This is a genomic window from Stenotrophomonas sp. OVS01A (assembly GCF_019969775.1).
Lineage (GTDB): Bacteria > Pseudomonadota > Gammaproteobacteria > Xanthomonadales > Xanthomonadaceae > Stenotrophomonas > Stenotrophomonas indicatrix.
This window is the reverse complement of sequence record NZ_JAHXYV010000008.1, coordinates 109,324-135,843: the sequence shown is the minus strand read 5'-3', so window position 1 is coordinate 135,843 and position 26,520 is coordinate 109,324. Positions and strand designations below refer to the sequence as shown.

The following is a 26,520-nucleotide window of genomic DNA, read 5'->3' as shown; positions in this document are numbered from 1 at the left end:
CCCATGAGTAGTCACGCAACCGCAAACCGTTCCTCTTCCGTGGCTTCCCGCCCGGCCCTGCTCGATGCCGCCGGCCTGCGCCGCGCGCTCATCGAGGCCGTACGCAAGCTGTCGCCGATGCATCTGGTGCGCAGCCCGGTGATGGCGGTGGTGATGGCCGGCACGATCGTCGCCGCGATCATCACCCTGACCGGCAATGCACCACTGGGCTTCGGCCTGGCGGTGACCGCGATCCTGCTGGTCACCGTGCTGTTCGGCAATTTCGCCGAGGCCGTGGCCGAAGCACGTGGCCGTGGCCAGGCCGCCTCGCTGCGCCGCGCCCGCCAGGACCTGGTGGCGCGTCGTCTGGCGTCGGCGCAGGCCGGTGCCAGCGAGACCCAGGTGCCCGCCGCGGAACTGCGCCCCGGTGATCATGTGATCGTCAGTGCCGGCGAGCTGGTGCCGGCCGACGGCGAGATCGTGCAGGGCCTGGCCACCATCAACGAAGCGGCGGTGACCGGCGAGTCGGCACCGGTGCTGCGCGAGGCGGGTACTGATCGCTCCGGCGTGATCGGCGGCACCAAGGTGCTGTCCGACCAGATCGTCGTACGCATCACTGCCGAGCCGGGACACAGCTTCCTGGACCGCATGATCGCGCTGGTGGAAGGCGCCAACCGTCAGAAGACCCCGAATGAAATCGCGCTGACCCTGCTGCTGGCGGCGATGACGCTGACCTTCCTGGTGGTGGTGGCGACGCTGCCGGCGATCGGTGCGTCGGTGGGCGTCAAGGTGGATCCGCTGCTGCTGATCGCGCTGCTGGTGTGCCTGATCCCGACCACCATCGGTGGCCTGCTGCCGGCCATCGGCATCGCCGGCATGAACCGCGCGCTGGCGGCCAACGTGCTGGCCAAGTCGGGCAAGGCGGTGGAAGTGGCCGGTGACGTCGACGTGCTGCTGCTCGACAAGACCGGCACCATCACCTACGGCGACCGCCAGGCCAGCCACTTCCACGCACTGGCCGGAATCGACGCCGACCAGCTGCGTGAGGCGGCGCTGCTGTCATCGCTGGCCGACCCGACCCCGGAAGGCAAGTCGATCGTGCGCCTGGCCCGCGAACAGGGCTGCACCACCGCCGAGCCGGACCAGGCCGACTACCTGGCCTTCAGCGCGCAGACCCGCATGTCCGGTGTCGACCTGATGCACGGCCGGCAGATCCGCAAGGGCGCTGCCGATGCGATCCGTGCCCATGTGCAGGCGCTCGGCGGCACCGTACCGGCCGAACTGGCCGGGCGCGTGGACCAGGTCGCGCGCAACGGTGCCACGCCGCTGGTGGTGGCCGAGGGTCGCCATGTGCTGGGCGTGATCGAGCTGTCGGACGTGGTCAAGCACGGCATGCGCGAGAAGTTCGCACAGCTGCGGGCGATGGGCATCCGCACGGTGATGATCACCGGTGACAACCCGCTGACGGCTGCTGCGATCGCCGCCGAAGCCGGCGTGGATGACTACATCGCCGAGGCACGGCCCGAGGACAAGCTGGCCCGCATCCGTGCCGAGCAGGCCGGTGGCCGCCTGGTGGCGATGGTCGGCGACGGTACCAACGATGCGCCGGCGCTGGCCCAGGCCGACATCGGCCTGGCGATGAATTCGGGCACGCAGGCGGCCAAGGAAGCCGGCAACATGGTCGATCTGGATTCGGATCCGGCCAAGCTGCTGGCGGTGGTGGAGGTGGGCAAGCAGCAGCTGATCACCCGCGGCGCGCTGACCACGTTCTCGCTGGCCAACGATGTGTCCAAGTACTTCGCGATCCTGCCGGCGTTGTTTGCCGCCACCGTGCCTGCGATGGCCGCGCTGAACGTGATGCAGCTGTCGAGCCCGCGCAACGCGGTGCTTGCGGCGCTGATCTTCAATGCCCTGGTGATTCCCGCCCTGATCCCGCTGGCATTGCGCGGTGTGCGCTTCCGCCCGGCCACCGCAACGGCGCTGCTGCGCCGGAACATGCTGGTGTACGGCCTGGGTGGCGTGCTGCTGCCGTTCGCGGCGATCAAATTGATCGACCTCCTTCTTGTCCTGGTATTCGGCGCATGAACCGTTCTGACTCCCCTTCCCTTTCCCGCGAGCTGAAGCGCGAGGCGCGCGTGGCCACGCTGCAGGATGGCGCCAGCTGGCGCCCGGCCATCGGCCTGAGCGTGGCCACCCTGCTGCTGGCCGGTGCGGTCTACGCCGGCATCGCCACCGGTTTTGCCGGCCTGTCCTTCCCGGCGCAGGCCGAAGGCAGCCTGCTGCGCGATGGCAGCGGCCAGGTGCGTGCGTCGGCATGGCTGTCGCAGCCGTTCACCGGCGATGGCTACTTCCAGGCGCGACCGTCGGCCGCCAACTACGACCCGATGGCGGCGGCCGGCTCCAACCTGGCCCGCAGCAACCCGGCGCTGGCCGAGCGTGTGGCGGCGAGCACCGCAGCAGTGGCCGCGCGCGAAGGCGTAACGCCCGCGCAGGTGCCTGCCGATCTGGTCACCCAGTCCGGCGGCGGGCTGGATCCGCAGTTGTCGCCGGCGGCAGCGCAGCTGCAGGTGGCCCGGGTGGCGCGTGCGCGTGGCCTGCCCGTCGAGCAGGTGCAGGCACTGGTGAAGGCCAACACGCAGGGCCGGCAATGGGGCGTATTCGGCCAGCCACGGGTGAACGTGGTGACGCTGAACTTCGCACTGGACCACGCGGCACGCGCGCCGTGATGCAGGGCTGCACCCGCTGCGCGCACAATGGCGGCCATGACAGCGGCTCCCATGACTGATCTGCGGACCCGCCAGGCCAACGCCCTGGTGGAAGGACTGCAACGCGAAGCCGGTGGCAAGCTCACCGTGTTCCTGGGCGCTGCGCCCGGCGTCGGCAAGACCTACGCCATGCTGACCCGCGCGCAGGAACAGCTGCGCCGTGGCGTGGACCTGGTGGTCGGGCTGGTGGAGACCCACGGCCGTGCCGATACCCAGGCCCTGCTGGAAGGCCTGCCACGGCTGCCGCTGAAGGACGTGGCCTACCATGGCCACGACCTGCAGGAGATGGACCTGGACGCCGTTCTGGCGAGGAAACCCGCGCTGGTGCTGGTGGACGAGCTGGCCCATCGCAATGCGCCGGGCAGCCGCCACGAACGGCGCTGGCAGGACGTGATGGAACTGCTGGACGCCGGCATCGACGTCTGGACCACGGTCAACATCCAGCATCTGGAAAGCCTCAACGATGTGGTGATGCGCATCACCGGCGTGCGTGTCAGCGAGACCGTGCCCGATGGCGTGCTCGACCGCCTGCATGACATCGTGCTGGTCGACCTGCCGCCGCGCGAACTGATCGCGCGCCTGCAGCAGGGCAAGGTGTACGTGCCCGAGCAGGCCGCGCAGGCCCTGCAGGCGTTCTTCTCGCCGGCCAACCTGACTGCATTGCGCGAGCTGGCGATGCAGGAGGCCGCCGACCGTGTCGACAGCAGCCTGCGCGAAGCACGCGCCGCGCGCGGCGAGAGCAATCTGCCGTTGCGGCGCGGCGTGCTGGTGGCGATCGACGGCGGTGGCCAGAGCGAATACCTGGTGCGGGTGGCACGGCGCATCGCCGAACGCCGCGATGCACCGTGGACGGTGGTGACGGTGCAGGGGCGCCGCCAGGACGAAGCGACCCGGCGCGAGATCGATGCTGCGTTCGCGCTGGCCCGCCGCCTCGGCGGCGAAGCCGAGCTGCTGCATGGTTCAAGCATCGCCGATGCATTGCTCGACCACGCCGCGCACAACGGCGTATCGACGCTGGTGCTGGGGCGTACCCGCGAACGGCCGCTGGCGCGGATGTTCAACCGCACCCTGACCCAGCAGCTGATCCAGCGCGGCGCGCACTACGAGATCACCATCATCAGCACGCCGCAGGCGCGTGCGCGTTCCCGTCGAGAGGGGCTGCTGCCACCGATGCGCGGGGTCAGCCACGAGCCGTTGCAGGCCCTGATCGCCACCGCCCTTGCCTGCGCGGTGGCGTGGCTGGTCGAACGCTGGGTGGGCATGGCCGATCTGTCGATGGTGTTCATCGTGGCGGTGGTGCTGGTGGCTGCACGTACCCGCGCCAGCGTCGCGGTGATGGCGGCGATCCTGTGTTTTCTCGCTTACAACTTCCTGTTCATCGCGCCGCGCTTCACCTTCGCCATCGGCGCGCGGCAGGGCGTGATCACCGTGTTCCTGTTCCTGGCGGCGGCGCTGGTGGCCGGACGCCTGGCGTCGCGCCTGCGCATGCAGGTGATCGCATTGCGCGCGGCCAACCGCCATGCACGCGCACGCCAGCAGCTGGGCCGGCAGCTGGCCAGCGCGGCCGGCAATGGTGAAGTGGCACAGGCCGGCCGGCATGCGCTGGAACAGGCCATGGACGTACCGGCCTGGCTGCGGATCGGCGCCGATACCGCCGCCGGTGGCCGCAGCCTGCCCGGTGATACCGATCTGGCGGCGGCCGACTGGGCCCTGCGCCATGGCCAGCCCAGTGGCCGCTTCACCGATACCCTGGCCGGCGCGCAATGGTGGTTCCTGCCGCTGCTGGACGGCGAAGACCGCGCGATCGGCGTCGCTGGCCTGTACCTGCCGGGTGCGCAGGCGCGGCTGCTGCCCGAACAGCGCCAGCTGGCCGAAGCGATGGTCGACGACATCGCCCAGGCCGCGTTGCGCACGCGCCTGGTGGCCGAGCTGGAACAGGCGCATGTGAGCAACGAGACCGAGCGGCTGCGCTCTGCCCTGCTTTCTTCGGTGTCGCACGACCTGCGTTCGCCGCTGGCAGCGATGATCGGCTCGGCCGACAGCCTGGCCAGCTACGGTACGGCGATGGATCTGGCCGACCGCCGCGCGTTGCTGGACACCATCCTGGTCGAAGGCGAGCGCCTGGACCGCTACATCCAGAACCTGCTGGACATGACCCGGTTGGGCCACGAGGGCCTGAAGATCAACCGCGACTGGATAGGTGTGGACGAGCTGATCGGTTCGGCCGCCCGTCGCCTGCAGCGCTACCAGCCGAAGGTACGGCTGGAGCTGGATATTCCGGCAACGCTGGCACCGATCTGGGTGCATCCGGCGCTGGTGGAACAGGCGGTGTTCAACGTGATGGAGAACGCCGCCAAGTTCTCGCCAGCCGATGCCGCCGTGCAGGTGCTGGCGCGCGAACTGGACGGTCAGCTGCGCATCGACGTGATCGATGCCGGCCCCGGCATTCCCGACGACGAGCGCGCGCGCATCTTCGACATGTTCTACAGCGTCGAACGCGGCGACCGCGGCCGCCACGGCACCGGCCTGGGCCTGACCATCTGCCAGGGCATGATCGGCGCACACGGCGGCAGCGTGCAGGCGCTGCCCGGGCGCGACGGTCGCGGTACCCTGATCCGCATCACCCTGCCCCTGCTCAAGCCAGCCTCCCACGATGAGTCCGACCCCGACTGATGCCAGCACGCCGGCCCCGCGCGTGCTGGTGATCGACGATGAAACCCAGATCCGCCGGTTCCTGGACATCAGCCTGCGCGCGCAGGGCTACCAGGTGCGCCAGGCCGCGACCGGCCAGGAAGGCCTGCAGATGGCCGCCAGCGAGGACATGGACCTGGTGATCCTGGACATCGGCCTGCCGGACATGGAAGGCCACGAGGTGCTGGAACAGCTGCGGCAGTGGAGCCAGGTGCCGGTGATCATGCTGACCGTGCGTGCCGGCGAAACCGAGAAGGTGCGTGCACTGGACAACGGCGCCAACGACTACGTGACCAAACCCTTCGGTACCCAGGAGCTGATGGCGCGGGTGCGGGCGCTGCTGCGCACACGCAGTGTGCCGACCGATGGCACGCCGCCGGTGTTCGACGATGGCCACCTGCACGTGGACCTGGTGCGCCGTGAAGTGGCGATCGATGGCGAGCTGGTGGCATTGACCCGCAAGGAGTACGCATTGCTGTCGCTGCTGCTGCGCAATGCCGGGCGGGTGGTCACCCAGCCACAGATCCTGCAGGAAATCTGGGGGCCCACCCACCAGCACGACACCCACTACCTGCGCATCCTGGTCGGCAAGCTGCGGCACAAGCTGGGCGACTCGGCGCTGGACTCGCGCTACCTGTTCACCGAACCGGGCGTGGGGCTGCGGTTCAAGGGGTGAGGCGTGCCGACCCACGGTCGGCACCCGCCAGCCAAGTAGATCCACGCCATGCGTGGATGGACATCCATCGAAGAGCATCCACGCTTGGCGTGGATCTACTGTGTCGACCAAGGTCGACACCCACCAACAGCACCGGGAAATTGTCAGAGGTGGGGCGGTGTCGGAGTGCGGGGTGTCAGCCGCATGGATGCGGCTGCCAAGCCTACAAGGACGTACTTGCGGCGTCCCCGCACTCCGACACCGCTCCACCAACCCACGGAGTGCCCGCTGTTGCTGTTGAGGTTGCCGGCCAGCGGCCGGCACTACCGCGGGTGCCGGGCGCAGCCCGGCCTCACCTCAGAACCCCAGCGGGGTGTCGCCCAGCACCGGCTGCAGCTGGCTGCGGAACAGCGCCTGGATACGCTCCAGTGCTGCTTCGTCGTTGCCTTCGAAACGCAGCACCAGCACCGGCGTGGTGTTGGAGGCGCGAACCAGGCCCCAGCCGTCGGCGAAGTCCACCCGCAGGCCGTCGATGGTCGACAGGCGGCCGCCGACATACGGGTTGTCCGGCGACTGCGCAGCGGCCACCAGCATCGCCACCAACGCATGCGGGGTGCCCTCGGCCACCGGCACCTTCAGCTCCGGCGTCGCCACCATTTCCGGCAGTTCGGCCAGCACTTCGTCCGGCGTTTCCTCGCGCTGGGCGAGGATCTCCAGCAGGCGTGCAGCGGCGTACAGGCCATCGTCAAAGCCGAACCAGCGTTCCTTGAAGAAGAAGTGGCCGCTCATCTCGCCCGCCAGTTCGGCGTCGGTCTCGCGCATCTTCGCCTTCATCAGCGAGTGCCCGGTCTTCCACATCAACGGACTGCCGCCGTTGCGCAGCACGTGATCGGACAACCTGCCGGTGCACTTCACGTCGTAGATCACCATCGCGCCCGGGTTGCGCATCAGCACGTCGGCGGCGAACAGCATCAGCAGACGGTCGGCGTAGATGATCTTGCCTTCACTGGTGACCACGCCAAGGCGATCGCCATCACCATCGAACGCCACGCCGAGGTCGGCGCCAAAGCGCTTGACCGTCTGCACCAGGTCTTCCAGGTTGGCCGGCTCGCTGGGATCGGGGTGATGGTTGGGGAAGGTGCCGTCCACATCGCAGTACAACGGGATGACTTCTGCGCCGATTGCTTCCAGCAGCTGCGGGGCGAAGGCACCGGCCACGCCGTTGCCCGCGTCGGCCACCACTTTCAGTGGGCGGTCCAGCTGCACGTCATCGGCAATACGCTGGATGTAATCGGCGGCGACCTCGCGCTGCTGGTAATCTCCCGGCTCCGCAGCCTGCACCAGACGGCCTTCGACAATGCGCTGGTAAAGGTCGGTGATCGCATCGCCGGACAGGGTCTCACCACCGATGACGATCTTGAAACCGTTGTAGTCCGGCGGATTGTGGCTGCCGGTGACCGCTACGCAGGTACCGGTGCGCAGATGGAAGGCGGCGAAATACACCACCGGGGTCGGCGCCAGGCCGATATCGATGACCGCACAGCCGGCGCGCCGCAGGCCTTCGGCAAGACCGGCTGACAGTTCGGGACCGGACAAGCGCCCATCGCGACCGATCACCACCTCGCGCAGGCCCTGCTCAAGGGCGACGGTGCCGATGGCCTGGCCGATCAGCGCGGCGGTGCGCGCCGTCAGCTGGCTGCCCACGACGCCGCGGATGTCGTAGGCGCGGAAGATGCCTGCAGCCAGCTCGTCGGCCGGAACCGGTGGCGGCGGAGGTGGCGCAGCCTCGGCCACCGTCTCGCCGGGCACCGCCGGCGGGACCATCTGCAGGCTTTCACGCAGGGTCGGGCCGTGATCGGCGTCGGCCACCGCGCTGCGCCGGCTGGGCAGCGGCAGCGACTTCGGCAGCCGGCCACGACCTACCACCAGCAGTACCGCGATGAAGCCCAGCAGCAGAGCGACAATCGCGCTGGCCAGGGCTCCCAGCCCCAGCGGCCCGGGTTCCACATTGGGCACCCCGGCGGCCAGCCGCAACGGCGTTCCCGCCACCGGGCGCGCCATTGCTTCGGCGCTCTCGGACAGGCCGGTATCGCCCTGCACCACGATGTTGTGTGCTCCCTGGCGCAGCGCCAGGAAGCCGTTGCCGGGGGCGCTCACCTGATCCAGCGGCGCGGTCAACCGCAGCAGCGGCTGGCGGACATACACCACCGCCGGCCCGACACCGGCCAGTTGTACCGGCGCGGCCAGACCCAGGCGGTTGCCGCCGCCATCGCGGACCACGCGCAGGGTTGCCTTGCCTTCGGCCAGCGCAGATTCCAGCAGGGCCAGGCGTGCGAATCCAAAAGTGGCCGCATCGGCATAGCCTGCGGCCAGGTCAGCGCCCAGCACCTCCACCTGCTCGACGCCGGTCCAGCTTTCCCGCAGCGCCAGCGCGGCGCCGGCGGCATCACCGGCCTGCAGCGCCTGCTGCACGCGGTCGCCCTTCAACTGCTGCTGCAGCTGCTGCAACTGGCCGGAGGCCGCCTGCTGCAGCCCTTGCACGGCCTGGTCGCGGGCCTGTTCCAGCGCGTCCCCGCTGGCGGCCTGCCGCCACTGCTGTACCGCGCTCCAGCCGAACCAGGCGGCCAGCAGTACCAGCAGCACGCCCAGCAATGGCGCGCTGCGTCCCAACGTCGTTCCCCGCTGTGCTTCCCCGATGCCGCTCATCGATGTCCCCTGTCAACGCACCCCGGTATGGCCGAATCCACCCGTTCCCCGCACGCTGTCGGTGAAAGTATCCACCACCTGCAGACTGACGCGGGCAATCGGCACGATCACCAACTGGGCAATGCGATCGCCCGGCTCGATGGTGAAGGCCTCGCGGCCACGGTTCCAGACACTGATCAGCAGCGGCCCCTGGTAGTCGGCGTCGATCAGGCCGGTGCCGTTGCCGAGCACGATGCCATGGCGGTGGCCCAGGCCCGAACGCGGCAGGATCACTGCGCACAGATGAGGATCGGCGATATGGATGGCCAGGCCGCTGGGGACCAGTGCGGTATCGCCCGGCTGCAGGGTCAGCGCGGTTTCCAGCGCCGCGCGCAGGTCCATGCCAGCGCTGGCTTCGGTGGCATAGGCCGGCAGCGGCCAGCTGTCGCCGAAGCGCGGGTCGAGCAGCTTTACCTGCAACGGTTGCGGGGAGAGTCCGTGGGTGTTGCTTGCCTGGGTCATGCCTGAAGCCTCCGCGCGATCAGCGCCAGCAGTTGTTCGGCCAGCTCACGCTTGGAAGTAGCCGGGAATACCTGTTCGCCATCCTGCCAGAAGGCCGTGGCGGCATTGTTGTCGCTTTCGAAACCACCGCCGCTGATGCCCACCTGGTTGGCGATCACCAGGTCCAGGCGCTTGTCGACCAGCTTGCCGCGCGCATATTTCTCCACATCGTGGGTCTCGGCGGCAAAGCCGACCACCAGCTTCAACGACTGCGTCTGCGCGGCAACCTCGGCCAGGATGTCCGGGGTGCGCACCAGCTCGATCACCAGCGACTGGCTGTCGGCGGTCTTCTTCAGCTTCTGCGCGGCCACCTGACGCGGGGTGTAGTCGGAAACGGCGGCAGCACCGATGTAGATGTCGGCCGGCAGCGCATCCAGTACCGCCTCGCGCATCTGCGCGGCGGAGCGCACATCGATGCGCTGCACGCCGGGCGGCGTCGGCAGCTGCACCGGGCCGCTGACCAGCACCACCTGGGCACCGAGCCCGGCGGCAGCGGCGGCCAGCGCGTAGCCCATCTTGCCGCTGCTGCGGTTGCCCACGTAACGCACCGGATCGATGTCTTCATAGGTCGGGCCGGCGCTGATCAGCAGGCGCAGGCCCTGCAGGGCGCGCGTTTCCGGCGCTGCGGCAGCGGCAGCGTCGTTGGCGGCCAGGGCGGCGACGATGTCGGCCGGCTCGGCCAAACGACCGGGGCCGGATTCGCCTTCGGCCAGCGGCCCATCGACCGGACCGATCACCTGCGCGCCGCGCTGGCGCAGCAGGGCGATATTGGCCTGGGTGGCCGGATGCAGCCACATCCGATGGTTCATCGCCGGGCACACGGTCAGTGGTGCGGTGCTGGCCAGGCACAAGGTGCTGACCAGGTCATCGGCGTGGCCCTGGGCCAGGCGGGCCAGCAGGTCGGCGGTACCCGGCGCGATCACGATGCGATCGGCCCAGCGTGCCAGTTCAATGTGGCCCATGGCCTGTTCGGCGGCGCTGTCCCACAAGGTAGTGCGGGTCGGCTGGCCGGAAAGGGCCTGGAAGCTGAGTGGGGTGACGAACTGCTGGGCGCCGGCCGTCATCGCCACCTGCACCAGCGCACCGGCATCACGCAGGCGTCGAACCAGTTCCAGGGCCTTGTAGGCCGCGATCCCGCCACCGACACACAAGAGCAGTTTCTGGCCTTCCAGCGCGCGGGTCCGCGTCGGGGAAGCGTTGGGAGAATCAGCCACCTGGAATTCCTGTGCAAACGAGGGCGTTAGCTTACCCGAAGGCCAGCAACCTCCCGGTGCACGCGGCACATAGCGGGCGGCTATCAGCACATGGGCGGGGGCCGATGGAGTTTTCCGGGTTTGCTGCGCGCCGATTCGGAACTTTCCTATACCTCTTCGCGTCCCCGCTTTGCAGAATCATTGCTGGCCACCGAGGTGTGCCGTTCGATTTCCCAGGAGTTCCCCGTGCAACCGCGCATCATCATTGCCGACGACCATCCGGTCGTCCTGCACGGCATCCGAATCGTGCTTGAGCGTCACCAGATGGACGTGGCCGGTGCCGCTGCCGACGGTGCCGGACTGCTGCAGCTGCTGGTCCAGCAGCCCTGCCACGCCGTACTCACCGACCTGTCCATGCCCGGCCCCGGCCCGGACGGCCCTGAACTGCTGGCCGAGCTGCGCCAACGCCATCCCGACCTTCCCGTGGTAGTGCTGACCGGGGCCAGGCACCCGGGGTTGCTCGATGGCCTGCTGCGCGATGGCGTACACGGCCTTGTCGACAAGAGCGCCGACTTCGCCGAACTACCGCAGGCCCTGCATGCCGCCATGGCCGGGCAGGTGTTCGTTTCCGACCAGCTGCGGCGCCACCTGCAGGCCCGCGATCTGCTGTTTCCCCACCCACCGGCCGCATTGTCGACACGCGAACTGGAAGTGCTGCAGCTGCTGACCGACGGCCTGAACATCAATGCCATCGCCGACCGCAGCGGGCGCAGCCCGAAGACGATCAGCCGGCAGAAGGCCGAAGCCATGCGCAAGCTGGGCCTGCAGACCAACCAGGAACTCTACGACTACCTGCAGACCCGGCGCGACTGAGGGCTTGGCCGACCCGCAGGTGCGGCAAGGGCTTATGGGAGCGGTCGGCGATGATCGCCATGATGGGCGCCATGCCCATCCACGAATGGCCCGAAGAAGAGCGTCCCCGCGAGAAGCTGCTGGCCCGGGGTCCCACGGCATTGTCCGACGCCGAACTGCTGGCCCTGTTCCTGGGTTCCGGCATTGGCGGCCGGGACGCCGTACAGACCGCGCGCGACCTGTTGCTCGCCCACGGCCCGTTGCGGGTGCTGCTGGACCGCTCCGCCCGCGAACTATCGAAACTCCCCGGGTTGGGGCCGGCTCGCAGCTGCACGCTGGCCGCAGGGCTGGAGCTGGCCCACCGCTACCTGGCCGCTGAACTGCAGCAGGGCGAAGCGGTCGGCAACAACCCTGCCGCCGTCGGCCGTTACCTGCAGCACCGTCTGCGTGGGCAGGCACGGGAACTGTTCGTGGTCCTGTTCCTGGACAACCGCCACCGCCTGATCGCCTGCGAGGAACTGTTCGCCGGTACCATCAACGCGGCCCCGGTCTACCCCCGTGAAGTAGTGCGCAGAGCCCTGCTGCACAACGCCGCCGCGGTCATCCTCAGCCATAACCATCCCTCTGGCGACCCGGAACCCTCGGCCGCCGACGCGCAGATCACCGAGGAACTGCAACGGGCCCTGGCACTGGTCGACATCCGCCTGCTGGACCACTTCGTGGTCGGCGAGGGGCGTCCGGTTTCGTTTGCTGAACGGGGTCTTCTGCCACCGCTCCAGGCCCGCCTGGTCGGATGAGCCCCGCAGCAGCACGCCGCGACGCGTGCCCTGGCAGGCAGGCCCCGGTCAGCGTTGAGGCCGGCATCTGCGCTAAAATGGGCGATTCCGCCGCTCATTCTCACAGCAGGCCTCGTGAAAAATCTCCTCCGCGCCCTGATCAGCCAAGGCATCGAAGCCTTGCGCGCCAATGGCACCCTGCCCGTCGACTCCCTGCCGCCGGACTTCGTGGTCGAGCGCCCGAAGACCCGCGACCATGGCGACTTCGCCACCAACGCCGCGATGCTGCTGGCCAAGGCCGCGCGCAGCAATCCGCGCGCACTGGCACAGGCGCTGGTCGAGGCACTGCCGCGCAGCGAAGACGTCAGCAAGGTCGAGATCGCCGGCCCCGGCTTCATCAATTTCCACCTGGCGCCGGCCGCGTACCAGCGTGAAGCCGTCACCGTCATCAAGGAAGGCGCCGATTACGGCCGCAACCTGTCCGGCAATGGCCGCACGGTAGGCGTGGAGTACGTGTCGGCCAACCCGACCGGTCCGCTGCATGTCGGCCACGGCCGCGCCGCGGCCATCGGCGACTGCGTGGCACGCGTGCTCGATGCCAACGGCTGGAATGCCAAGCGCGAGTTCTACTACAACGATGCCGGCGTGCAGATCGAGAACCTGGCGCTGTCGACCCAGGCCCGGGTGAAGGGCATTGCCCCGGACCAGGAAGGCTGGCCGGAAGGCGGCTACCGCGGCGACTACATCGCCGACGTGGCACGTGCCTACATGTCCGGCGCCAGCGTCGACCTGGAAGGCACCCTGGTGGTCGGCGCCAAGGACCCGGACGACCTGCAGGCGATCCGCCGCTTCGCCGTGGCCTACCTGCGTAACGAGCAGAACCTGGACCTGGCCGCGTTCGGCGTGGATTTCGACATCTACTTCCTGGAAAGCTCGCTGTACGCCGATGGCAAGGTCGCCGAGGCAGTGGCCAAGCTGCAGGCGTCGGGCCATACCTATGAGGAAGGCGGCGCGCTGTGGCTGCGCAGCACCGACTTCGGTGATGACAAGGACCGCGTGATGCGCAAGTCCGACGGCACCTTCACCTACTTCGTGCCGGACGTGGCCTACCACCTGTCGAAGTGGCAGCGCGGCTACGAGCGCGCGATCACCGAACTGGGCGCGGACCACCACGGTTCACTGGCGCGCGTGCGTGCCGGCCTGCAGGCCATGGAAGTGGGCATCCCGCAGGGCTGGCCGGAATACGTGCTGCACCAGATGGTCACCGTCATGCGCGGCGGCGAGGAAGTGAAGCTGTCCAAGCGTGCCGGCAGCTACTTCACCCTGCGCGACCTCATCGAAGAAGCCGGCCGCGACGCGACCCGCTGGTTCCTGATCGCACGCAAGCCCGATTCACAGCTGACCTTCGACATCGACCTGGCCCGTCAGCAGAGCAACGACAACCCGGTGTTCTACGTGCAGTACGCACATGCCCGCGTCTGCAGCCTGCTGCGCCAGGCGCAGGAGAAGGGTCTGGTCTACGAACAGGGCACCGGCCTGTCCAATCTGGGCCGCCTGGCCGATGACGCATCGCTGGCCCTGATGAACGAGATCTCGCGTTATCCGGAAGTGGTGGAAGCGGCCGGCGTGGCGCTGGAACCGCATCTGGTCGCGCAGTACCTGCGCGAATTGGCGCACGCCTTCCACACGTGGTATCACGGGACGCCGGTGCTGGTGGACGACGCGACCGATCGCAATGCCAAGTTGACCCTGGCCTGCGCGGCGCGCCAGGTACTGGCCAACGGCCTCGACCTCCTGGGCGTTTCCGCCCCGGAAAAAATGTAAGCCTCAGGAGACGCAGTAGACATGGCAGCACGACGCGGCAAGACACAGGCTCGGCGCAACAGCAGCCAAGGCACGCCCGGATGGGTGTGGCTGGTTGCCGGCGTGGCGATCGCCGCCGTGGTGTTCCTGGCGGCGCCGAACCTGTTCAAGGGCGAGGGCGATGGCTTCCTGCGCGCCGGTCCGCAGCCGAACCCGAACGCGCAGCCGGCGCCGGTGGCCGATGGCGAAGGCGATGTCGGCACCCAGCCGGCCGCACAGCCGGCCACGCCGAAACCGGCTGAGCCGGAAAAGCCGGCCGCCACCCAGTACGACTTCTACACCCTGCTGCCTGGCAAGGAAGTGGAGATGTCCGACGCCGAACTGGCCGCCAGCGCGCGCGCCGAGGAACAGCGCCGGAGCAAGGCCGAAGCGCAGCGCGCGCAGGCCGCACTGGAAGGCAAGCCCGTGCCGGCGGCGGTTGCGGCCGCAGCCCCTGCGGCGACGGCGAGCGTTGCCAGCACCGCGCCGGTGACCGCCACCAGCCGTCCGCTGCCGACGCCGGTGAGTGAACGCCCGACGACCGCCGCGCCAGCGGCCACCACCGCGCCGGCCAGCACCAGCACCGGTGCCGCCGCTCCTGCGGCACGCAGCGAAACCGCGCCGGCCGCCGCCAGCACTGCAGCAGCCCCCGCACCGGCCGACAACGCCCGCTACATCCTGCAGGCCGGTGCGTTCGGCGCGTCCGGCGATGCCGAAGCGACCAAGGCCAAGCTGGCGATGATGGGCCTGGCCGCACGCGTGGAGTCGGCGCAGATCAACGGCAAGACCGTGTACCGCGTACGCATGGGGCCCTATGGCACCGCCGGTGAGCTTTCCGAAGCCAAGCAGAAGCTGGATGGCACCGGCCTGCAGGCGATGGCGATCAAGGCGCAGTAAGCGTGCAGGCATAATGAAAAAAGCCGGGCATTGCCCGGCTTTTTTTTTGCCCGTGCAGCGCCGGGCTCGACGCTGCAGACAGCGGATCAGCTCTCGCGGGCAACCTGGAAACCGGCGAACGACTGGCTGACCGGCATCAGTTCCAGGCGATTGATGTTCAGGTGGGGGGGCAGGCTCGCCACCCAGAAGATCTGCTCGGCGATGTCTTCGGCGGTCATCGGGTTGGCGCCGGTGTACAGCTTGTCCGACGCAACCTGGTCGCCATGGGTGCGGACCACGGTGAACTCGGTTTCGGCCATGCCCGGCTCGATGGTGGTCACGCGTACACCGGTACCGTGCAGGTCCGAACGCAGGCCCAGCGAGAACTGGCTGACGAACGCCTTGGTGCCGCCATAGGCGTTGCCGCCCGGATACGGATAGACACCGGCCACCGACGAAATGTTGATGATGGCGCCCTTGCGCTCCACCAGCTGCGGCAACAGGCGATGGGTCAGGGTGACCAGCGCGGTGATGTTGGTGTCGATCATCGTCGTCCAGTCCTTCAGGCTGGCGCTCTGCGCCGGCGCGGTGCCCTGGGCCAGACCGGCATTGTTGACCAGCAGATCGATGTCACCGAAGGCCGGCGGCAGCGCCAGCAGTGCCGCTTCCATCGCGACCGGATCACGCACGTCGAACACGGCCGCGTGCACCACCTCCTTGCCGTAGCGCTCGACCAGCGGCTGCAGGCGTTCGCTGCGACGGCCGGTGGCGATCACTTTCCAGCCCGCCTGGGCGAAGCGGTGTACGGCAGCGGCGCCGAAGCCGGACGTGGCGCCGGTAATCAGGACGGTTCGGGTCATCAGACAACTCCGTGGGAAACCAGACCGCCATTCTGGCACCGTCGGCCCACGGCTGCGTTGCCTGATCGGCCCGCTGCGGTGCGCGCGGTCAGCGCAGGCGGAACACGCGTGCCTTCGGCAGATCTTCGTCGACCTGCAGGAACCAGCGCCCGGCAATGCCCGGAATCACCTCGATCTGCGGTGCCTGCAGGGTCTTGCGCAGCTTCATCTGGCCCTTCATCACCTGCCACTGCTGACCGTTGTCGAGGGTGAACACCGTGCCCGGCTGCCAACCCGCAACGTCGCCGACCACGCGGGCGCTGACCGGCCCCTCTTCCAGGCCCAGGTGCATCGCCGCCGGGGCGGGAACGTTGGCCGGCAACGGCGCGCCGGTGTTGGCCGCAACCGCCGCCCGCGTGGGTACGGGCGTAGATGCCTCGGCCTCGCGCAGCACGCGGTTCAGGGTCTGCAGCTGGGTCGCGTCCAGGCCCACTTCGGCCAGCTGGGCCGCGCTGAGACGCTGCTCCACGGGCACGAAACGGTCCTGGGCGGTGGCGGCGAAGCTGCTGGCGGCCAGCAGAACGGAAAGGAGGTACCGGCGCATCGGAGAGGGTCTCTGCAGAACAGCGCTCACGATGCTGCAATCCGGTGACAGTCCGGTTACAGCCGCAGGGCCGGTACAATGGGCTATGATCAATAATGATGTACTGCGCAGCGTGCGCTATTCCCTGGACCTCGGCGACCACCACGTGGTGACCCTGTGCCAGATGGCCGATCCGGCGTTCGAAGTGGATGTCGACCAGGCCAAGGCCTGGCTGCTGCGTGAAGACGAGCCGGGTTTCCAGCCGATGAGCGACAGTGCGCTGGCGCACTTCCTCGATGGCCTGATCCTGCACCTGCGCGGTCACGATGAGGGCCAGGCGCCGCGCGCGGTGGAAACCCGCATCGACAACAACCTGGTGTTGAAGAAGCTGCGCGTGGCCTTCCAGCTGCGCGATGTCGACATGATGGAGATCTTCACCAGCATCGGCTTCAACGTCTCCAAATCCGAACTCGGCGCGCTGTTCCGCCAGCCCGGCCACAAGAACTACCGGCGCTGCCTGGACCAGATGCTGCGCAACTTCCTCAAGGGCCTGAGCCTGCGCCTGCGCAGCTGAGCACGGCGTCGACGAAGGCGCGTGCGGCCGGCGTCGGCAGGCGCTGCCAGACCAGATGTACGCGCCGGGTCGGGGTCGGTTGCAGCGGCACCTGCACCACCCCTTCAAAACCGTCGGCGATCCGCACCGGCACGATGCCCACCGCCAGGCCGTGGCGGACGAAGCGCTCGATCAGTTCCATCAGGTTGACCTCGAAACGCACCTGATGCGGCAGGCCCGCTGCGGCGAACGCATCATCGGTCTGCCGGCGCGCGCCGGTCCCCCGCGGGAAATCGACCAGAGCCTCATCCTGCAGCGCCGCCAACGGCAACCGCTGGCGCGTGGCCAGCCGATGCTGCGGCGCCAGCACGGCCACCAGATCCTCTTCCTGCAGCATCTGGTGGCAGACGCCCTCCAGATGGGCCGACGGCGCCAGCCCCACCAGCGCCACGTCCAGTGCGCGCGACTGCACCTGCTGCAGCAGGGTCTCGCTCTTGTCCACCCGCAACTGGAACTCCACCTGCGGGTGCTGCTGCTGGAAGGCAGCCAGCATGGCCACCACGTCGACGCCGGTCAGCGACGAGATCTGCCCGATCGCCAGCAGCCCGCGCACGTCACCACTGACGGCAGCGACGTCGGCACGCAGGTGGCGCAGGCTGGCCAGCACCTGCCGGGCGTGCACCAGCAACGCCTCTCCCGCCGCGGTGGCGCGCACCTGGCGCGGCAGCCGCTCGAACAACACCGTGCCCAGCTCCTGCTCCAGATGGGCAATCTGATGGCTCAGGGCGGACTGCACGACGTGGCAGCGCGCGGCCGCACGGGTGAAGTTGCCCTCTTCAGCCAGGGCCACGGCGAACTCGAGCTGCTTGAGGTTCACACCCGTATCTCAATTTCAGATGACAGCGATGATGATGATTCATTTCCATCATGAGAGCAGCAGGCGGACACTGTGCTGCCCTGCTTCACGGAACATCGCGTGTCCCCTTCCCTTCCTCCCCTGCAGCGCTGGCAGATCCTGTTGATGTCGGTCGCCACCGGTATCGCGGTGGCCAGCAATTACTACGCGCAGCCGTTGCTGCATACCATCGCCGATGCCTTCGGCGTGCCTTTCGGCCAGGTCGGCATGGTGGTGACCGCTGCGCAGTTGAGCTACGCCGCTGGCCTGATCCTGCTGGTGCCGTTGGGTGATCTGTTCGAGCGCCGCCGGCTGATCGTGGTGATGACGTTGCTGTCGGCCAGCGGGCTGGTGATCAGCGCGTGCGCGCCGTCGTTGCCATGGCTGCTGGCCGGTACCGCGATCACCGGGTTGTTCTCGGTGGTGGCGCAGGTGCTGGTGCCGTTCGCCGCCACCCTGGCCGCACCGGAGCATCGCGGCCGCGTGGTCGGTACGCTGATGAGCGGGCTGCTGCTGGGCATCCTGCTGGCACGCACCGTGGCCGGGCTGCTGTCGAGCCTGGGCGACTGGCGCCTGGTCTATGCGATCGCTGCAGGTACGCTGGTGCTGACCGCGCTGGCCCTGCAGCGCGGCCTGCCGCGTTTCCACCACAGCGCCGGGCTGAGCTACTTCGCGCTGCTGCGCTCGATCGGCACGCTGTTCGTGCAGGAACCGGTGCTGCGCCAGCGCACGCTGCTCGGCGCGTGCAGCTTTGCGATGTTCGCGATCTTCTGGACGCCACTGGCCTTCCTGCTGGCGCAGCCGCCGTATGCCTACAGCGACGCCACCATCGGCCTGTTCGGGCTGGTCGGTGCCGCCGGTACGCTGGCTGCCGGCCTTGCCGGGCGCATGTCGGATCGTGGCCAGACCGGCCGGGCCACGGCCATTGCGCTGGTGCTGTTGCTGCTGTCCTGGCTGCCTCTGGGGCTCTCGGCGCATTCGCTGCTGGCGCTGCTGGTCGGCGTGGTGGTGCTGGACCTGGCCGCGCAGCTGCTGCATGTCAGCAACCAGAACCTGATCTACGCACTGCAGCCGGAGGCACGCAACCGCCTCAATGCCGGTTACATGACCGGCTATTTCATCGGGGGTTCGCTGGGCTCGCTGCTGTCGGCACAGGTCTACCAGCGTTTCGGCTGGACCGGCGTGTGCGTGGCCGGTACCGCGGTGGCGGTACTGGCCCTGCTGGTGTGGCTGCCCAGCGCCTGGCGCACCCGCCAGGCCGCGTCGGCCGACTAGAAGCTGCCCTGCAGCGCCAGTTCCCAGCGTCCACCGGCATTGCCCGGGAACAGACGCTTGGCGGCGCTGTCGGTGTCATGCACGGTGGCGCGCAGTTCCCAGGCCGGCGTCAACGTAGCAATGGCACTGAGCTGGCCATGCAGGTAGTCCGGCCCCTGCGCGGTGGCCAGCCAGTACTGCCCCACCGCCGCTTCCAACCGCACGCGCTCGTTCAACGGCACCCGCACGCCCAGCTGTGCGTAGATGCCGCGACGGCCGCCGGCCAGGGCATCGTTGGAGTGGGCAACCTGCAGCCAGGCGCGTTGCTTCCAGGTGGTGGTGACATTGAGTTCGGTCCAGTCCAGTGCGCGGCCAGTGCCCGGATAGACATACCGGGTGAGGTTCGCATCCAGGCTCCAGTCCGGCGACAGCGCGCCGGACCAGCCGGCGACGAGATCGAACTCGCTGCGTGCCCCGCTGTCCGGCGTGAACGAGACATTCGAGCCCCATGCGCTGGCATACCAGCCCGAACCCACCGTCACCTTTGCCCCCACCTGCGCGGCCGGATCGCCCTCGCTCTGCGAACTGCCGCGCCAGACATAGTCGCTGGTCAATGCCGCCGTGCCACTTACCTGCACCTGCGCCTGCACGCTGCCGGCGCACAGCAGCCCCGCCAGTGCGGCCGCGCTGGCCACGATCATCCCCTTGCTCTTCACTGCACTCACTTCCTCGTCGAAGGCGGTCTGTCCGCCGGGACGGCAGTGTCGATGGCAGGGCCGTAACGGTTCGATGGCGATGCCGCCGTGCCAGCGCAAATTCAGCGTAAATCCGCGCTGCGGTGGGCGCGGTATCATGCGGGCCTATTTCCAGGAACCAACCACGTGGACGCCATCCTGACCCCGGTATCGATCGGCGAGCTGATCGACAAGATCACCATTCTCGAGATCAAGGCCGAGCGCATCGACGATGCGACCAAGCTGGCCAACGTGCGCACCGAGCTTGACGGCCTGCTGCCGCTGCTGCAGCAGCAGCTTGACGCGCAGCCGGTACTGGCCGCGCTGAAGACGCAGTTGAAGGCCATCAACGAGCGCATGTGGGAGATCCAGGACCAGCTGCGCGACAAGGAAGCGGCTCAGGTATTCGACGAGGCGTTCATCCAGCTGGCGCGCGGCGTGTACGGCACCAACGGCGAGCGCGTGCAGGTGAAGAACGAGATCAACCGTGTTGCCGGTTCGGCGCTGGTCGAGGAAAAGCAGTACCAGGGCGAGTAAGCGCGCCCGTCAGCCACACTCCAGCAGGTGGCGGATGCGGAACAGTTCGAGATCGCTGCGGATGCCGAGCTTCTGGTAGGCCGCTTTCTTCTGCGTGCTGATGGTGCTGGCCGAGCGCTGGAAGCGCCGGGCCACTTCGCCGGTGCTGCACCCCTGCAGCACCAGCCGCAGCACTTCGCGTTCACGCCGGCTCAGTGGCGTCAGGCTGGGCGCCGACATGCGCCGCGCGCGCGATCGATTCAGCTGCGTGCGCAGCTCCGGGGGCACGAACCGCCCACCGCGGGCCACCACGTCCACCGCGCGCAGCAGCATTTCCGGCGTGGTCGCCTTGGACAGGAAGCCGCGTGCGCCGGCCTGCATCGTCGTGGCCACGGTGCTGGCATTGCAGTGCGCCGACAGCACCAGTATCGGCAGGCTGGGCCAGCGCCGGGACAATCCGCGCAGCAGCTGCAACCCGTCGCCAAGATCCCCCAGCGGCAGCGCATCGATCACCAGCAGGTCAACGCAGCCGGGTTCGCGTTGCAGCAGTTCCACCAGGTCATCTTCGTTGGCGTAGCTGCCGCGCACGTGCACGCCGCTGTGCTGGTGCAGCAGCACTTCCACCCCCAGCCGCAGCACCGGATGCGGATCCAGCAGCGCCAGACGGCGCGGCCGGTCGGGGAGCAGCGGTGGGAGTACGGGCGGCATCGCGGTGTATCCGGCAGCACGGGATATCCACCGTAGGCCGCCACTGGCGGTGGCGGAATCCAATTCATTGCAATGCAACATGACGCCGCGCATCGCAGTCAGACTCTGTTCTGATTCCCCACAACGCAACAGGCCCGGCAATGCCGGGCCTGTTTCAGCACGAACAGCGCGCGGGCGCGCCGTAGATGCAATTACCAGCTGAAGCGCGGGCCGACGGTGTATTCCTTGTCGCCGTGGCGGTTCATCTTCAGCTCGCCGTTCAGGCCCCAGTTCTGGTTCAGCTTGACCTGACCACCCAGACGGCCGTACCACTGGCTGTCGATGTCGACGCCGTGCTTCTTCGAATAATCTTCGTAACCGACCAGGCCGTAGACCTCAGCGTGGGCACCGAACGCGGTACGGATACCGGCTTCAGCGCTGTAGCCGTTGAAATCCAGGCCGTGCTTCTGGTCGAACTTCTGGTAGGCGACGCGGGCAACGAAGTCGGTCGACGGAGCGATTTCGACGTTGTAGCCGGCACCGACCTTCCACTGGTCAACCTTGATGTTGGTGTGGTCGACTTCCTGGCGGCTGTACTCGCCGAAAGCGTGGAAGTTCGGCAGGAAGCCGTAGGAACCCTTCACGCCCCAGCCATCAGCCTTGATGCCGTCAACGTCGGTCTTGGCGTAGTCAGCCTCGGCGTAGTTGTAGGACAGGTTCTCGGCGGCCGAAGCGGTGAACGGCAGGGCAGCGGCCAGAGCCAGAGCAATCAGCGAATTCTTCATGGGGGTACACCTTTACTTTCTTATGGTGTGCAGCAGCGCCAGGGCGCCATCGCATCGGGAATGTAAATTCTCCGTTATTCGCCACAACGCTCCCTGAAAACAGCGGTCTTCGCATTGCTGAATTTTTTGCATTGATTCAGCAAGGCTCAGGCATACGCGCGCGGTACGCGCACGCGCTTCGATTCAATGGCGCGGCAATCGATGTCGATTTGCCGCGCCCTGAAGCGTCGACTCAATGAAGGCCGTGCACCTGGCACGGTCCATTCCGGAGGCAAGCGATGAGCTACATCGATGGTTTCGTCCTGGCGGTGCCCACCGCCAACAAGGAGAAGTTCCTCGCCCACGCGCGCAGCGGCGACGTGGTGTTCCTCGAACACGGCGCGCTGCGCGTGGTCGAGTGCTGGGGCGATGACGTGCCGCACGGCAAGACCACCGACTTCTTCGGCGCGGTGAAAGCCACGGCGGAGGAGACCGTGGTGTTTTCCTGGATCGAGTGGCCGGACAAGGCCACCCGCGATGCAGGCATGCAGAAAATGATGGAAGACCCGCGGTTGGACCCGTCGAAGAATCCCATGCCGTTCGACGGTGCACGGATGATCTACGGCGGATTCGAGCCGATCTTCGAACTCAAGCGCTGACCCGGGCGGGCGTCCTCAGCGGGCGCCCGCTTCATCCTCACCGGCCGCGTGGCCGGCACCCAGCGCAGCACCGGCACCAACACCCAGCCCGCCCATTCCGGCACCCATGCCGCCGCCACCGCCGCCACCTCCACCGGTGCGACCGCCCTTGGCTTCGCCCTCGTTGCGGCCCTTGCCACTTCCGCCACCGCTGCCCGCAGGGCGGGTAGGCCCCTGGCGCGGGATCTCCAGGTCGCCCGGTACCGGCGCAAGGTCCAGCGCCTCGCGGACGAAGTCGCGCAGCGAGATCACCAGTTCGTGTGTGTGCACCGCACGCCCCTGTGCCAGTTCACTGGCAGCGCGCGCGGCCAGCCGTACCTGCTCGTCGGTGCCCAGCAGCAGGATGTCCGACAAGGCCGCTTCGACCGCATCGCGGATGCGCCGGGCCCGATCCGAGCCCGGCTCGGCGATGCCTTCTTCGTGGGCCCGCTGGCGCAGGTCGCGCAGGTGGGTTGGATCGACCCCCAGTTCACCGGTGAAGGAGCCGCCCAGCGTCTTGTAGGCCGCCATCAAGGTACGCAGCCGCTCATTGATCTGCCGGTTCTCTCGTTCGCGGCGCTGCTGCAGGGTCTGCATCACCAGCAGGCGGATGCCCACGCCGAGCAGGGTGATCAGGACCAACCCGGCCAGGGTGGACAGCACGCCCTGCCAGGAACTGAAATCGATGCCGCGCATGGTCAGGGCTCCTGCGGAAGACCTTCATCTTGCCCCAGGCTGCTGCCGCAGATCCACGCCAGGCAATGATCAGTCCCCCCCCGAAAACGCAGAAGGCCCTCCCGCCCGATGAGCGGAAGGGCCTTCGAACCACGCGCGTTTACTTGCGCTTGGCAGCCTTGCGCACGGCCTTCTTGGCCGGAGCCTTCTTGGCCACGGCCTTCTTCAGCGGTGCAGCCTTCTTGGCGACCGTCTTGCGGGTAGCAGCGACCTTCTTGCCGACAACCTTCTTGGCAGCAGCGGTCTTCTTGCCGACAACCTTCTTGGCAGTGGCGGTCTTCTTGCCGACAACCTTCTTGGCAGCGACGGTCTTCTTGCCGACGACCTTCTTGGCAGCGACGGTCTTCTTGCCGACAACCTTCTTGGCAGCAGCGGTCTTCTTGCCGACGACCTTCTTGGCAGCGACAGTCTTCTTGGCCACAGCCTTCTTGGCGGTAGCGACCTTCTTGCCGGCAACCTTCTTGGCGGCCACGGTCTTCTTGGCCACAGCCTTCTTGGCGGTAGCGACCTTCTTGCCGACAACCTTCTTGGCAGCAGCGGTCTTCTTTGCCACAGCCTTCTTGGCGGTCGCAACCTTCTTGGTGGCGGCCTTCTTCACGGTAGCGACCTTCTTGCCGGCAGCCTTGGTGGTCTTCTTGGCAGCAGCAGCCTTCTTGGTCACGGTCTTGCCGGCAGCCGCCTTCTTCTTGGCCACTTCCTTCTTCAGGGCAGCCGCTTCGGCCTTGGCGTTCTTCTTGGCCGCTTCCAGCTTCTTCTTGGCGTTGGCAACGGTCTTGCCGACCGACTTGGCAGCCTTCTCGGCCTTCTTGGCAACGGTCTTCTCGACCTTGGCCACGACCTTCTTGGCCTTGGCGACGCGGGTGGTGGCAGCCTTGCGGGCGCGCTTGACGGTCTTCTTGACCGACTTCACTGCGTCTTCGGCGGCGTGGGCGATGGTCTCGCCGACGTTGGTGGCGGTTTCTTTCACGTTCTCGACGGCGTCGGTCACGACCGACACACCATTACCGTTGCTCATGTTGCCCTCCTAGGGGCCTGGATTGTCAAAACGGGGCGATGCTATACCGACAATGGCTATCGTGGAACGGGCACGACCGGCCAATCGCATCCGGTGCGACGCAACTGGAGTAAGCGATAGCGGCGGCTGACGTGCCCCGCAGTCAGGAAATCCCTTTTTTTAAGCAGTGTGCTGCGCAGCCTGCCTGCTGCTGGCGTGCCGATGCAGGCACTGGCAGCAGCCACACATCCGCGCAGCACTGAGCGTCATCGCAAGGTCGGGATGCGCGGAACTGCGCAAGTGTCGCGGTGTATCAGGGCGCTGCCGGCGTGCCTTGCGGCGCTCGCTCGCGGCTGTCGCGAACAGCGTTGTGGTGCGCGCGTCAGCTTTCCGGCGCCTGCGGTGGGGGTCGGATTTTCATGGGGCATTTATCCAGATCGCGACACACTCATTCAGCTTGTTCTACCGTATGCGTCAACGGCCCCAACCTCAGCCTGCGAACCGACTCCCATGCGACCGCTTCCCACCCTGCTTACGCTCGCAATCGCCGCTGCCTTCGGCGGCTTCGTTGCCACCGGCCTCAATGCGCACCTGGACAACCGTGCCGATGCCGCTCCGCTGCCGGCGGTACTGCCCACCTCCGCAGCGCTGCCGGCCGCGGTCGCCGGGCAGGCGGTGCCTTCGCTTGCACCGATGCTGGAAAAGGCGATGCCGGCGGTGGTCAGCGTCAACACCAAGCAGGTGGTGCGGGTACGCAACCCGTTCTTCAACGACCCGTTCTTCCGCCGCCTGTTCCCGGACATCCCGCAGGAGCGAATCAACGAGTCACTCGGTTCGGGCGTCATCATCGATGCCACCGAAGGCCTGGTGCTGACCAACCACCACGTCATCGACAACGCTGATGACGTGCAGGTGACACTGGCCGACGGGCGCACGGTGAAGGCCGAGTTCCTCGGCTCGGACCGCGACACCGACATCGCGCTGATCCGCATTCCGGCGCAGAACCTGACCGACATCAAGCTGGGCAACAGCGACCAGCTGCGGGTGGGCGACTTCGTGGTCGCGATCGGCAATCCGTTCGGTTTCAGCCAGACGGTCACCTCGGGCATCGTCTCGGCGGTGGGCCGCAGTGGCATCCGCGGGCTGGGCTACCAGAACTTCATCCAGACCGATGCATCGATCAACCCGGGTAATTCCGGAGGCGCGCTGGTCAACCTGCAGGGCCAGCTGGTGGGCATCAACACCGCCAGCTTCAACCCGCAGGGCAGCATGGCCGGCAACATCGGCCTGGGCCTGGCGATTCCGTCGAACCTGGCCCGCAGCGTGGTCGACCAGCTGGTCAAGCATGGCGTGGTGGTGCGCGGCACGCTGGGCATCGAAAGCCAGAACCTGAGCGCGCAGATCGCGCAGGGCCTGGGCCTGGGCGAAACCCGCGGCGCCCTGGTAACCCGCGTGCTGGCCGGTTCGGCCGGTGCCGCCGCAGGACTTAAGCCGGGCGACGTGGTGGTATCGGCCAACGGCCAGCGCGTGGACAGTGCCGAAGCACTGCACAACGTGGAAGGCCTGGCGGCGGTGGGCAGCGTGCTGACCCTGGACGTTCGCCGCGAAGGCAAGCCGCTGCAGATCAAGGCAACGCTGAAGGAACAGGCGCGCGTGGTCAGCGGCGAGAGCCTGGACCCGCGCCTGACCGGTGCCAGCTTCGTCGACCTGCCCGAATCGCTGCGTCAGTCTGGCGTGGGCGGCGTGCTGGTCAGCGAGGTCAAGCGCGGCAGCCGCGCCGCGACCAATGGCCTGCAGCAGGGCGACATCATCACCGACGCCACGGTGGGCGAGTTCGCCGACCTGGCCAGCTGGCGCGCCAATTTCCAGCAGCGCCCGCCCACCCTGGTGCTGCGCGTGCTGCGCAACAATGGCCAGCAGCAGGGCCAGTTGGTGATGCGCTGATCGCCTGGCCGTAACGCCCCCTATACCCACGTGATGCTATTGCTGTACGTCCAGGTCGGCCAAGCGCCGATCGCCCGTTCCCCCATCGCAACAGGAGTGATTCGATGAGCCCCACCAATACCGAGAACCTGAAGGACCACCTGGGTGAAGCCGGTTCCCACCTGAAGCAGGCCGCCAGCGCTGCCGGCGGTGCGATCAAGGGCGCTACCGGCGCCGCGACCGACGAACTGCGCATCGGCAAGGCCAACGTCAAGGCTGAACTTTCCGACAGCGCGCTGTCGGGCCTGGCTGCTGCCGAGTTCGGTGGTGCCGCCGCCAAGGAACAGGTCGACGCGCTGATGGACAAGGGCAAGGACCTGATCGACAGCGCTGCTGAGCTGATCCGCGAACGTCCGCTGGCCTCGTTCGGCGTGGCCTTCGCTACCGGCTGGATCATCGCCAAGCTGGCCCGCGGCAGCGACAAGTAAGCT

Annotated in this window: 25 protein-coding genes; 14 read left to right on the top strand and 11 right to left on the bottom strand. The window is 67.8% G+C overall.

Features of this window, described 5'->3' with window-relative positions; translation table 11 throughout:
• Nucleotides 1-3: 3 nt before the first annotated feature.
• The 4 genes from kdpB to LC407_RS19750 are packed head-to-tail and all read left to right on the top strand — an operon-like array spanning nucleotide 4 to nucleotide 6,111.
• Nucleotides 4-2,064: a potassium-transporting ATPase subunit KdpB gene (gene kdpB, locus LC407_RS19765; protein WP_025879421.1), complete on the top strand. Its 2,061-nt coding sequence runs from the start codon at nucleotides 4-6 to the stop codon at nucleotides 2,062-2,064.
• The gene (gene kdpC / locus LC407_RS19760) at nucleotides 2,061-2,705 is read left to right on the top strand and encodes a potassium-transporting ATPase subunit KdpC (protein ID WP_223483454.1); all 645 of its coding nucleotides are present in this window, start codon (nucleotides 2,061-2,063) and stop codon (nucleotides 2,703-2,705) included. The genes kdpB and kdpC overlap by 4 nt, the downstream gene beginning before the upstream one ends.
• Before the next feature lie 51 nt (nucleotides 2,706-2,756).
• Nucleotides 2,757-5,417, top strand: coding sequence for a sensor histidine kinase KdpD (locus LC407_RS19755; protein WP_025879419.1), 2,661 nt, complete (start codon nucleotides 2,757-2,759; stop codon nucleotides 5,415-5,417).
• Nucleotides 5,398-6,111: a response regulator transcription factor gene (locus LC407_RS19750; protein WP_080150427.1), complete on the top strand. Its 714-nt coding sequence runs from the start codon at nucleotides 5,398-5,400 to the stop codon at nucleotides 6,109-6,111. The genes LC407_RS19755 and LC407_RS19750 overlap by 20 nt, the downstream gene beginning before the upstream one ends.
• A gap of 336 nt (nucleotides 6,112-6,447) precedes the next feature.
• On the opposite strand, the gene LC407_RS19745 is transcribed toward LC407_RS19750, so the two are convergent.
• Genes LC407_RS19745 through coaBC form a run of 3 tightly spaced genes read right to left on the bottom strand, consistent with a single transcriptional unit; the run spans nucleotide 6,448 to nucleotide 10,550 of the window.
• Nucleotides 6,448-8,796, bottom strand: a complete 2,349-nt coding sequence (locus tag LC407_RS19745; RefSeq protein ID WP_100437098.1) for a phosphomannomutase/phosphoglucomutase — start codon at nucleotides 8,794-8,796, stop codon at nucleotides 6,448-6,450.
• Nucleotides 8,797-8,808: 12 nt separating this feature from the next.
• The gene (gene dut / locus LC407_RS19740; protein ID WP_025878378.1) at nucleotides 8,809-9,297 is read right to left on the bottom strand and encodes a dUTP diphosphatase; all 489 of its coding nucleotides are present in this window, start codon (nucleotides 9,295-9,297) and stop codon (nucleotides 8,809-8,811) included.
• Nucleotides 9,294-10,550, bottom strand: a complete 1,257-nt coding sequence (coaBC, locus tag LC407_RS19735; RefSeq protein WP_140226755.1) for a bifunctional phosphopantothenoylcysteine decarboxylase/phosphopantothenate--cysteine ligase CoaBC — start codon at nucleotides 10,548-10,550, stop codon at nucleotides 9,294-9,296. The genes dut and coaBC overlap by 4 nt, the downstream gene beginning before the upstream one ends.
• Before the next feature lie 225 nt (nucleotides 10,551-10,775).
• Here coaBC and LC407_RS19730 point away from each other — a divergent pair, with 225 nt between their 5' ends.
• From LC407_RS19730 to LC407_RS19715, 4 genes are all read left to right on the top strand, one after another.
• Nucleotides 10,776-11,402 carry a response regulator transcription factor gene (locus LC407_RS19730; RefSeq protein ID WP_025878376.1) on the top strand — a complete coding sequence of 209 codons (627 nt, stop codon included), beginning with the start codon at nucleotides 10,776-10,778 and terminating at the stop codon, nucleotides 11,400-11,402.
• A gap of 71 nt (nucleotides 11,403-11,473) precedes the next feature.
• The gene (gene radC, locus LC407_RS19725) at nucleotides 11,474-12,178 is read left to right on the top strand and encodes a DNA repair protein RadC (protein WP_025878375.1); all 705 of its coding nucleotides are present in this window, start codon (nucleotides 11,474-11,476) and stop codon (nucleotides 12,176-12,178) included.
• Between the two features lie 114 nt (nucleotides 12,179-12,292).
• Nucleotides 12,293-13,981, top strand: coding sequence for an arginine--tRNA ligase (gene argS, locus LC407_RS19720; protein WP_025878374.1), 1,689 nt, complete (start codon nucleotides 12,293-12,295; stop codon nucleotides 13,979-13,981).
• 21 nt (nucleotides 13,982-14,002) lie between these two features.
• Nucleotides 14,003-14,896 (top strand): SPOR domain-containing protein, encoded by an 894-nt coding sequence (locus tag LC407_RS19715; protein WP_218788453.1) that lies wholly within the window; start codon nucleotides 14,003-14,005, stop codon nucleotides 14,894-14,896.
• An 86-nt stretch (nucleotides 14,897-14,982) separates the two neighbouring features.
• Here LC407_RS19715 and LC407_RS19710 read toward each other — a convergent pair whose 3' ends face one another.
• Complete coding sequence (locus LC407_RS19710; protein WP_025878372.1) at nucleotides 14,983-15,735, bottom strand: SDR family NAD(P)-dependent oxidoreductase; 753 nt, start codon at nucleotides 15,733-15,735, stop codon at nucleotides 14,983-14,985.
• A gap of 88 nt (nucleotides 15,736-15,823) precedes the next feature.
• Nucleotides 15,824-16,318, bottom strand: coding sequence for a hypothetical protein (locus LC407_RS19705; protein WP_080150422.1), 495 nt, complete (start codon nucleotides 16,316-16,318; stop codon nucleotides 15,824-15,826).
• 85 nt (nucleotides 16,319-16,403) lie between these two features.
• Here LC407_RS19705 and LC407_RS19700 point away from each other — a divergent pair, with 85 nt between their 5' ends.
• Nucleotides 16,404-16,871, top strand: coding sequence for a DUF1456 family protein (locus LC407_RS19700; protein ID WP_025878370.1), 468 nt, complete (start codon nucleotides 16,404-16,406; stop codon nucleotides 16,869-16,871).
• On the opposite strand, the gene LC407_RS19695 is transcribed toward LC407_RS19700, so the two are convergent.
• The gene (locus tag LC407_RS19695) at nucleotides 16,840-17,727 is read right to left on the bottom strand and encodes a LysR family transcriptional regulator (RefSeq protein ID WP_223483453.1); all 888 of its coding nucleotides are present in this window, start codon (nucleotides 17,725-17,727) and stop codon (nucleotides 16,840-16,842) included. The genes LC407_RS19700 and LC407_RS19695 overlap by 32 nt on opposite strands.
• Before the next feature lie 99 nt (nucleotides 17,728-17,826).
• Here LC407_RS19695 and LC407_RS19690 point away from each other — a divergent pair, with 99 nt between their 5' ends.
• Nucleotides 17,827-19,020 (top strand): MFS transporter, encoded by a 1,194-nt coding sequence (locus LC407_RS19690; RefSeq protein WP_223483452.1) that lies wholly within the window; start codon nucleotides 17,827-17,829, stop codon nucleotides 19,018-19,020.
• Here LC407_RS19690 and LC407_RS19685 read toward each other — a convergent pair.
• A complete protein-coding gene (locus LC407_RS19685; RefSeq protein ID WP_223483451.1) occupies nucleotides 19,017-19,715 on the bottom strand; it encodes a TorF family putative porin in 699 nt (232 codons plus the stop codon). The two genes, LC407_RS19690 and LC407_RS19685, sit on opposite strands and share 4 nt — an antisense overlap.
• Before the next feature lie 165 nt (nucleotides 19,716-19,880).
• Between LC407_RS19685 and LC407_RS19680 the strand changes: the two genes are divergently transcribed.
• Entirely contained in the window at nucleotides 19,881-20,270 is a 390-nt protein-coding gene (locus LC407_RS19680; RefSeq protein ID WP_223483450.1) for a DUF6165 family protein, read from the top strand.
• 9 nt (nucleotides 20,271-20,279) lie between these two features.
• Here LC407_RS19680 and LC407_RS19675 read toward each other — a convergent pair whose 3' ends face one another.
• Together LC407_RS19675 and LC407_RS19670 are read right to left on the bottom strand one after the other, a co-directional pair.
• Complete coding sequence (locus LC407_RS19675; RefSeq protein ID WP_025878365.1) at nucleotides 20,280-20,957, bottom strand: response regulator transcription factor; 678 nt, start codon at nucleotides 20,955-20,957, stop codon at nucleotides 20,280-20,282.
• A gap of 191 nt (nucleotides 20,958-21,148) precedes the next feature.
• Nucleotides 21,149-21,721 carry an Ax21 family protein gene (locus tag LC407_RS19670; protein WP_025878364.1) on the bottom strand — a complete coding sequence of 191 codons (573 nt, stop codon included), beginning with the start codon at nucleotides 21,719-21,721 and terminating at the stop codon, nucleotides 21,149-21,151.
• Nucleotides 21,722-21,999: 278 nt separating this feature from the next.
• Between LC407_RS19670 and LC407_RS19665 the strand changes: the two genes are divergently transcribed.
• Nucleotides 22,000-22,359, top strand: a complete 360-nt coding sequence (locus LC407_RS19665) for a DUF1428 domain-containing protein (protein ID WP_025878363.1) — start codon at nucleotides 22,000-22,002, stop codon at nucleotides 22,357-22,359.
• 15 nt (nucleotides 22,360-22,374) lie between these two features.
• Here LC407_RS19665 and LC407_RS19660 read toward each other — a convergent pair whose 3' ends face one another.
• Together LC407_RS19660 and LC407_RS19655 are read right to left on the bottom strand one after the other, a co-directional pair.
• On the bottom strand, nucleotides 22,375-23,073 hold the full coding sequence (locus tag LC407_RS19660; protein ID WP_223483449.1) for a hypothetical protein: 699 nt from the start codon (nucleotides 23,071-23,073) through the stop codon (nucleotides 22,375-22,377).
• Between the two features lie 139 nt (nucleotides 23,074-23,212).
• Nucleotides 23,213-24,127 carry a histone gene (locus tag LC407_RS19655; protein ID WP_223483448.1) on the bottom strand — a complete coding sequence of 305 codons (915 nt, stop codon included), beginning with the start codon at nucleotides 24,125-24,127 and terminating at the stop codon, nucleotides 23,213-23,215.
• Between the two features lie 489 nt (nucleotides 24,128-24,616).
• On the opposite strand from LC407_RS19655, the gene LC407_RS19650 reads away from it, so the two are divergent.
• Together LC407_RS19650 and LC407_RS19645 are read left to right on the top strand one after the other, a co-directional pair.
• Nucleotides 24,617-26,050: a Do family serine endopeptidase gene (locus tag LC407_RS19650; RefSeq protein WP_025878360.1), complete on the top strand. Its 1,434-nt coding sequence runs from the start codon at nucleotides 24,617-24,619 to the stop codon at nucleotides 26,048-26,050.
• A gap of 104 nt (nucleotides 26,051-26,154) precedes the next feature.
• A complete protein-coding gene (locus tag LC407_RS19645; RefSeq protein ID WP_025878359.1) occupies nucleotides 26,155-26,517 on the top strand; it encodes a hypothetical protein in 363 nt (120 codons plus the stop codon).
• The last annotated feature ends 3 nt before the right edge of the window (nucleotides 26,518-26,520 follow it).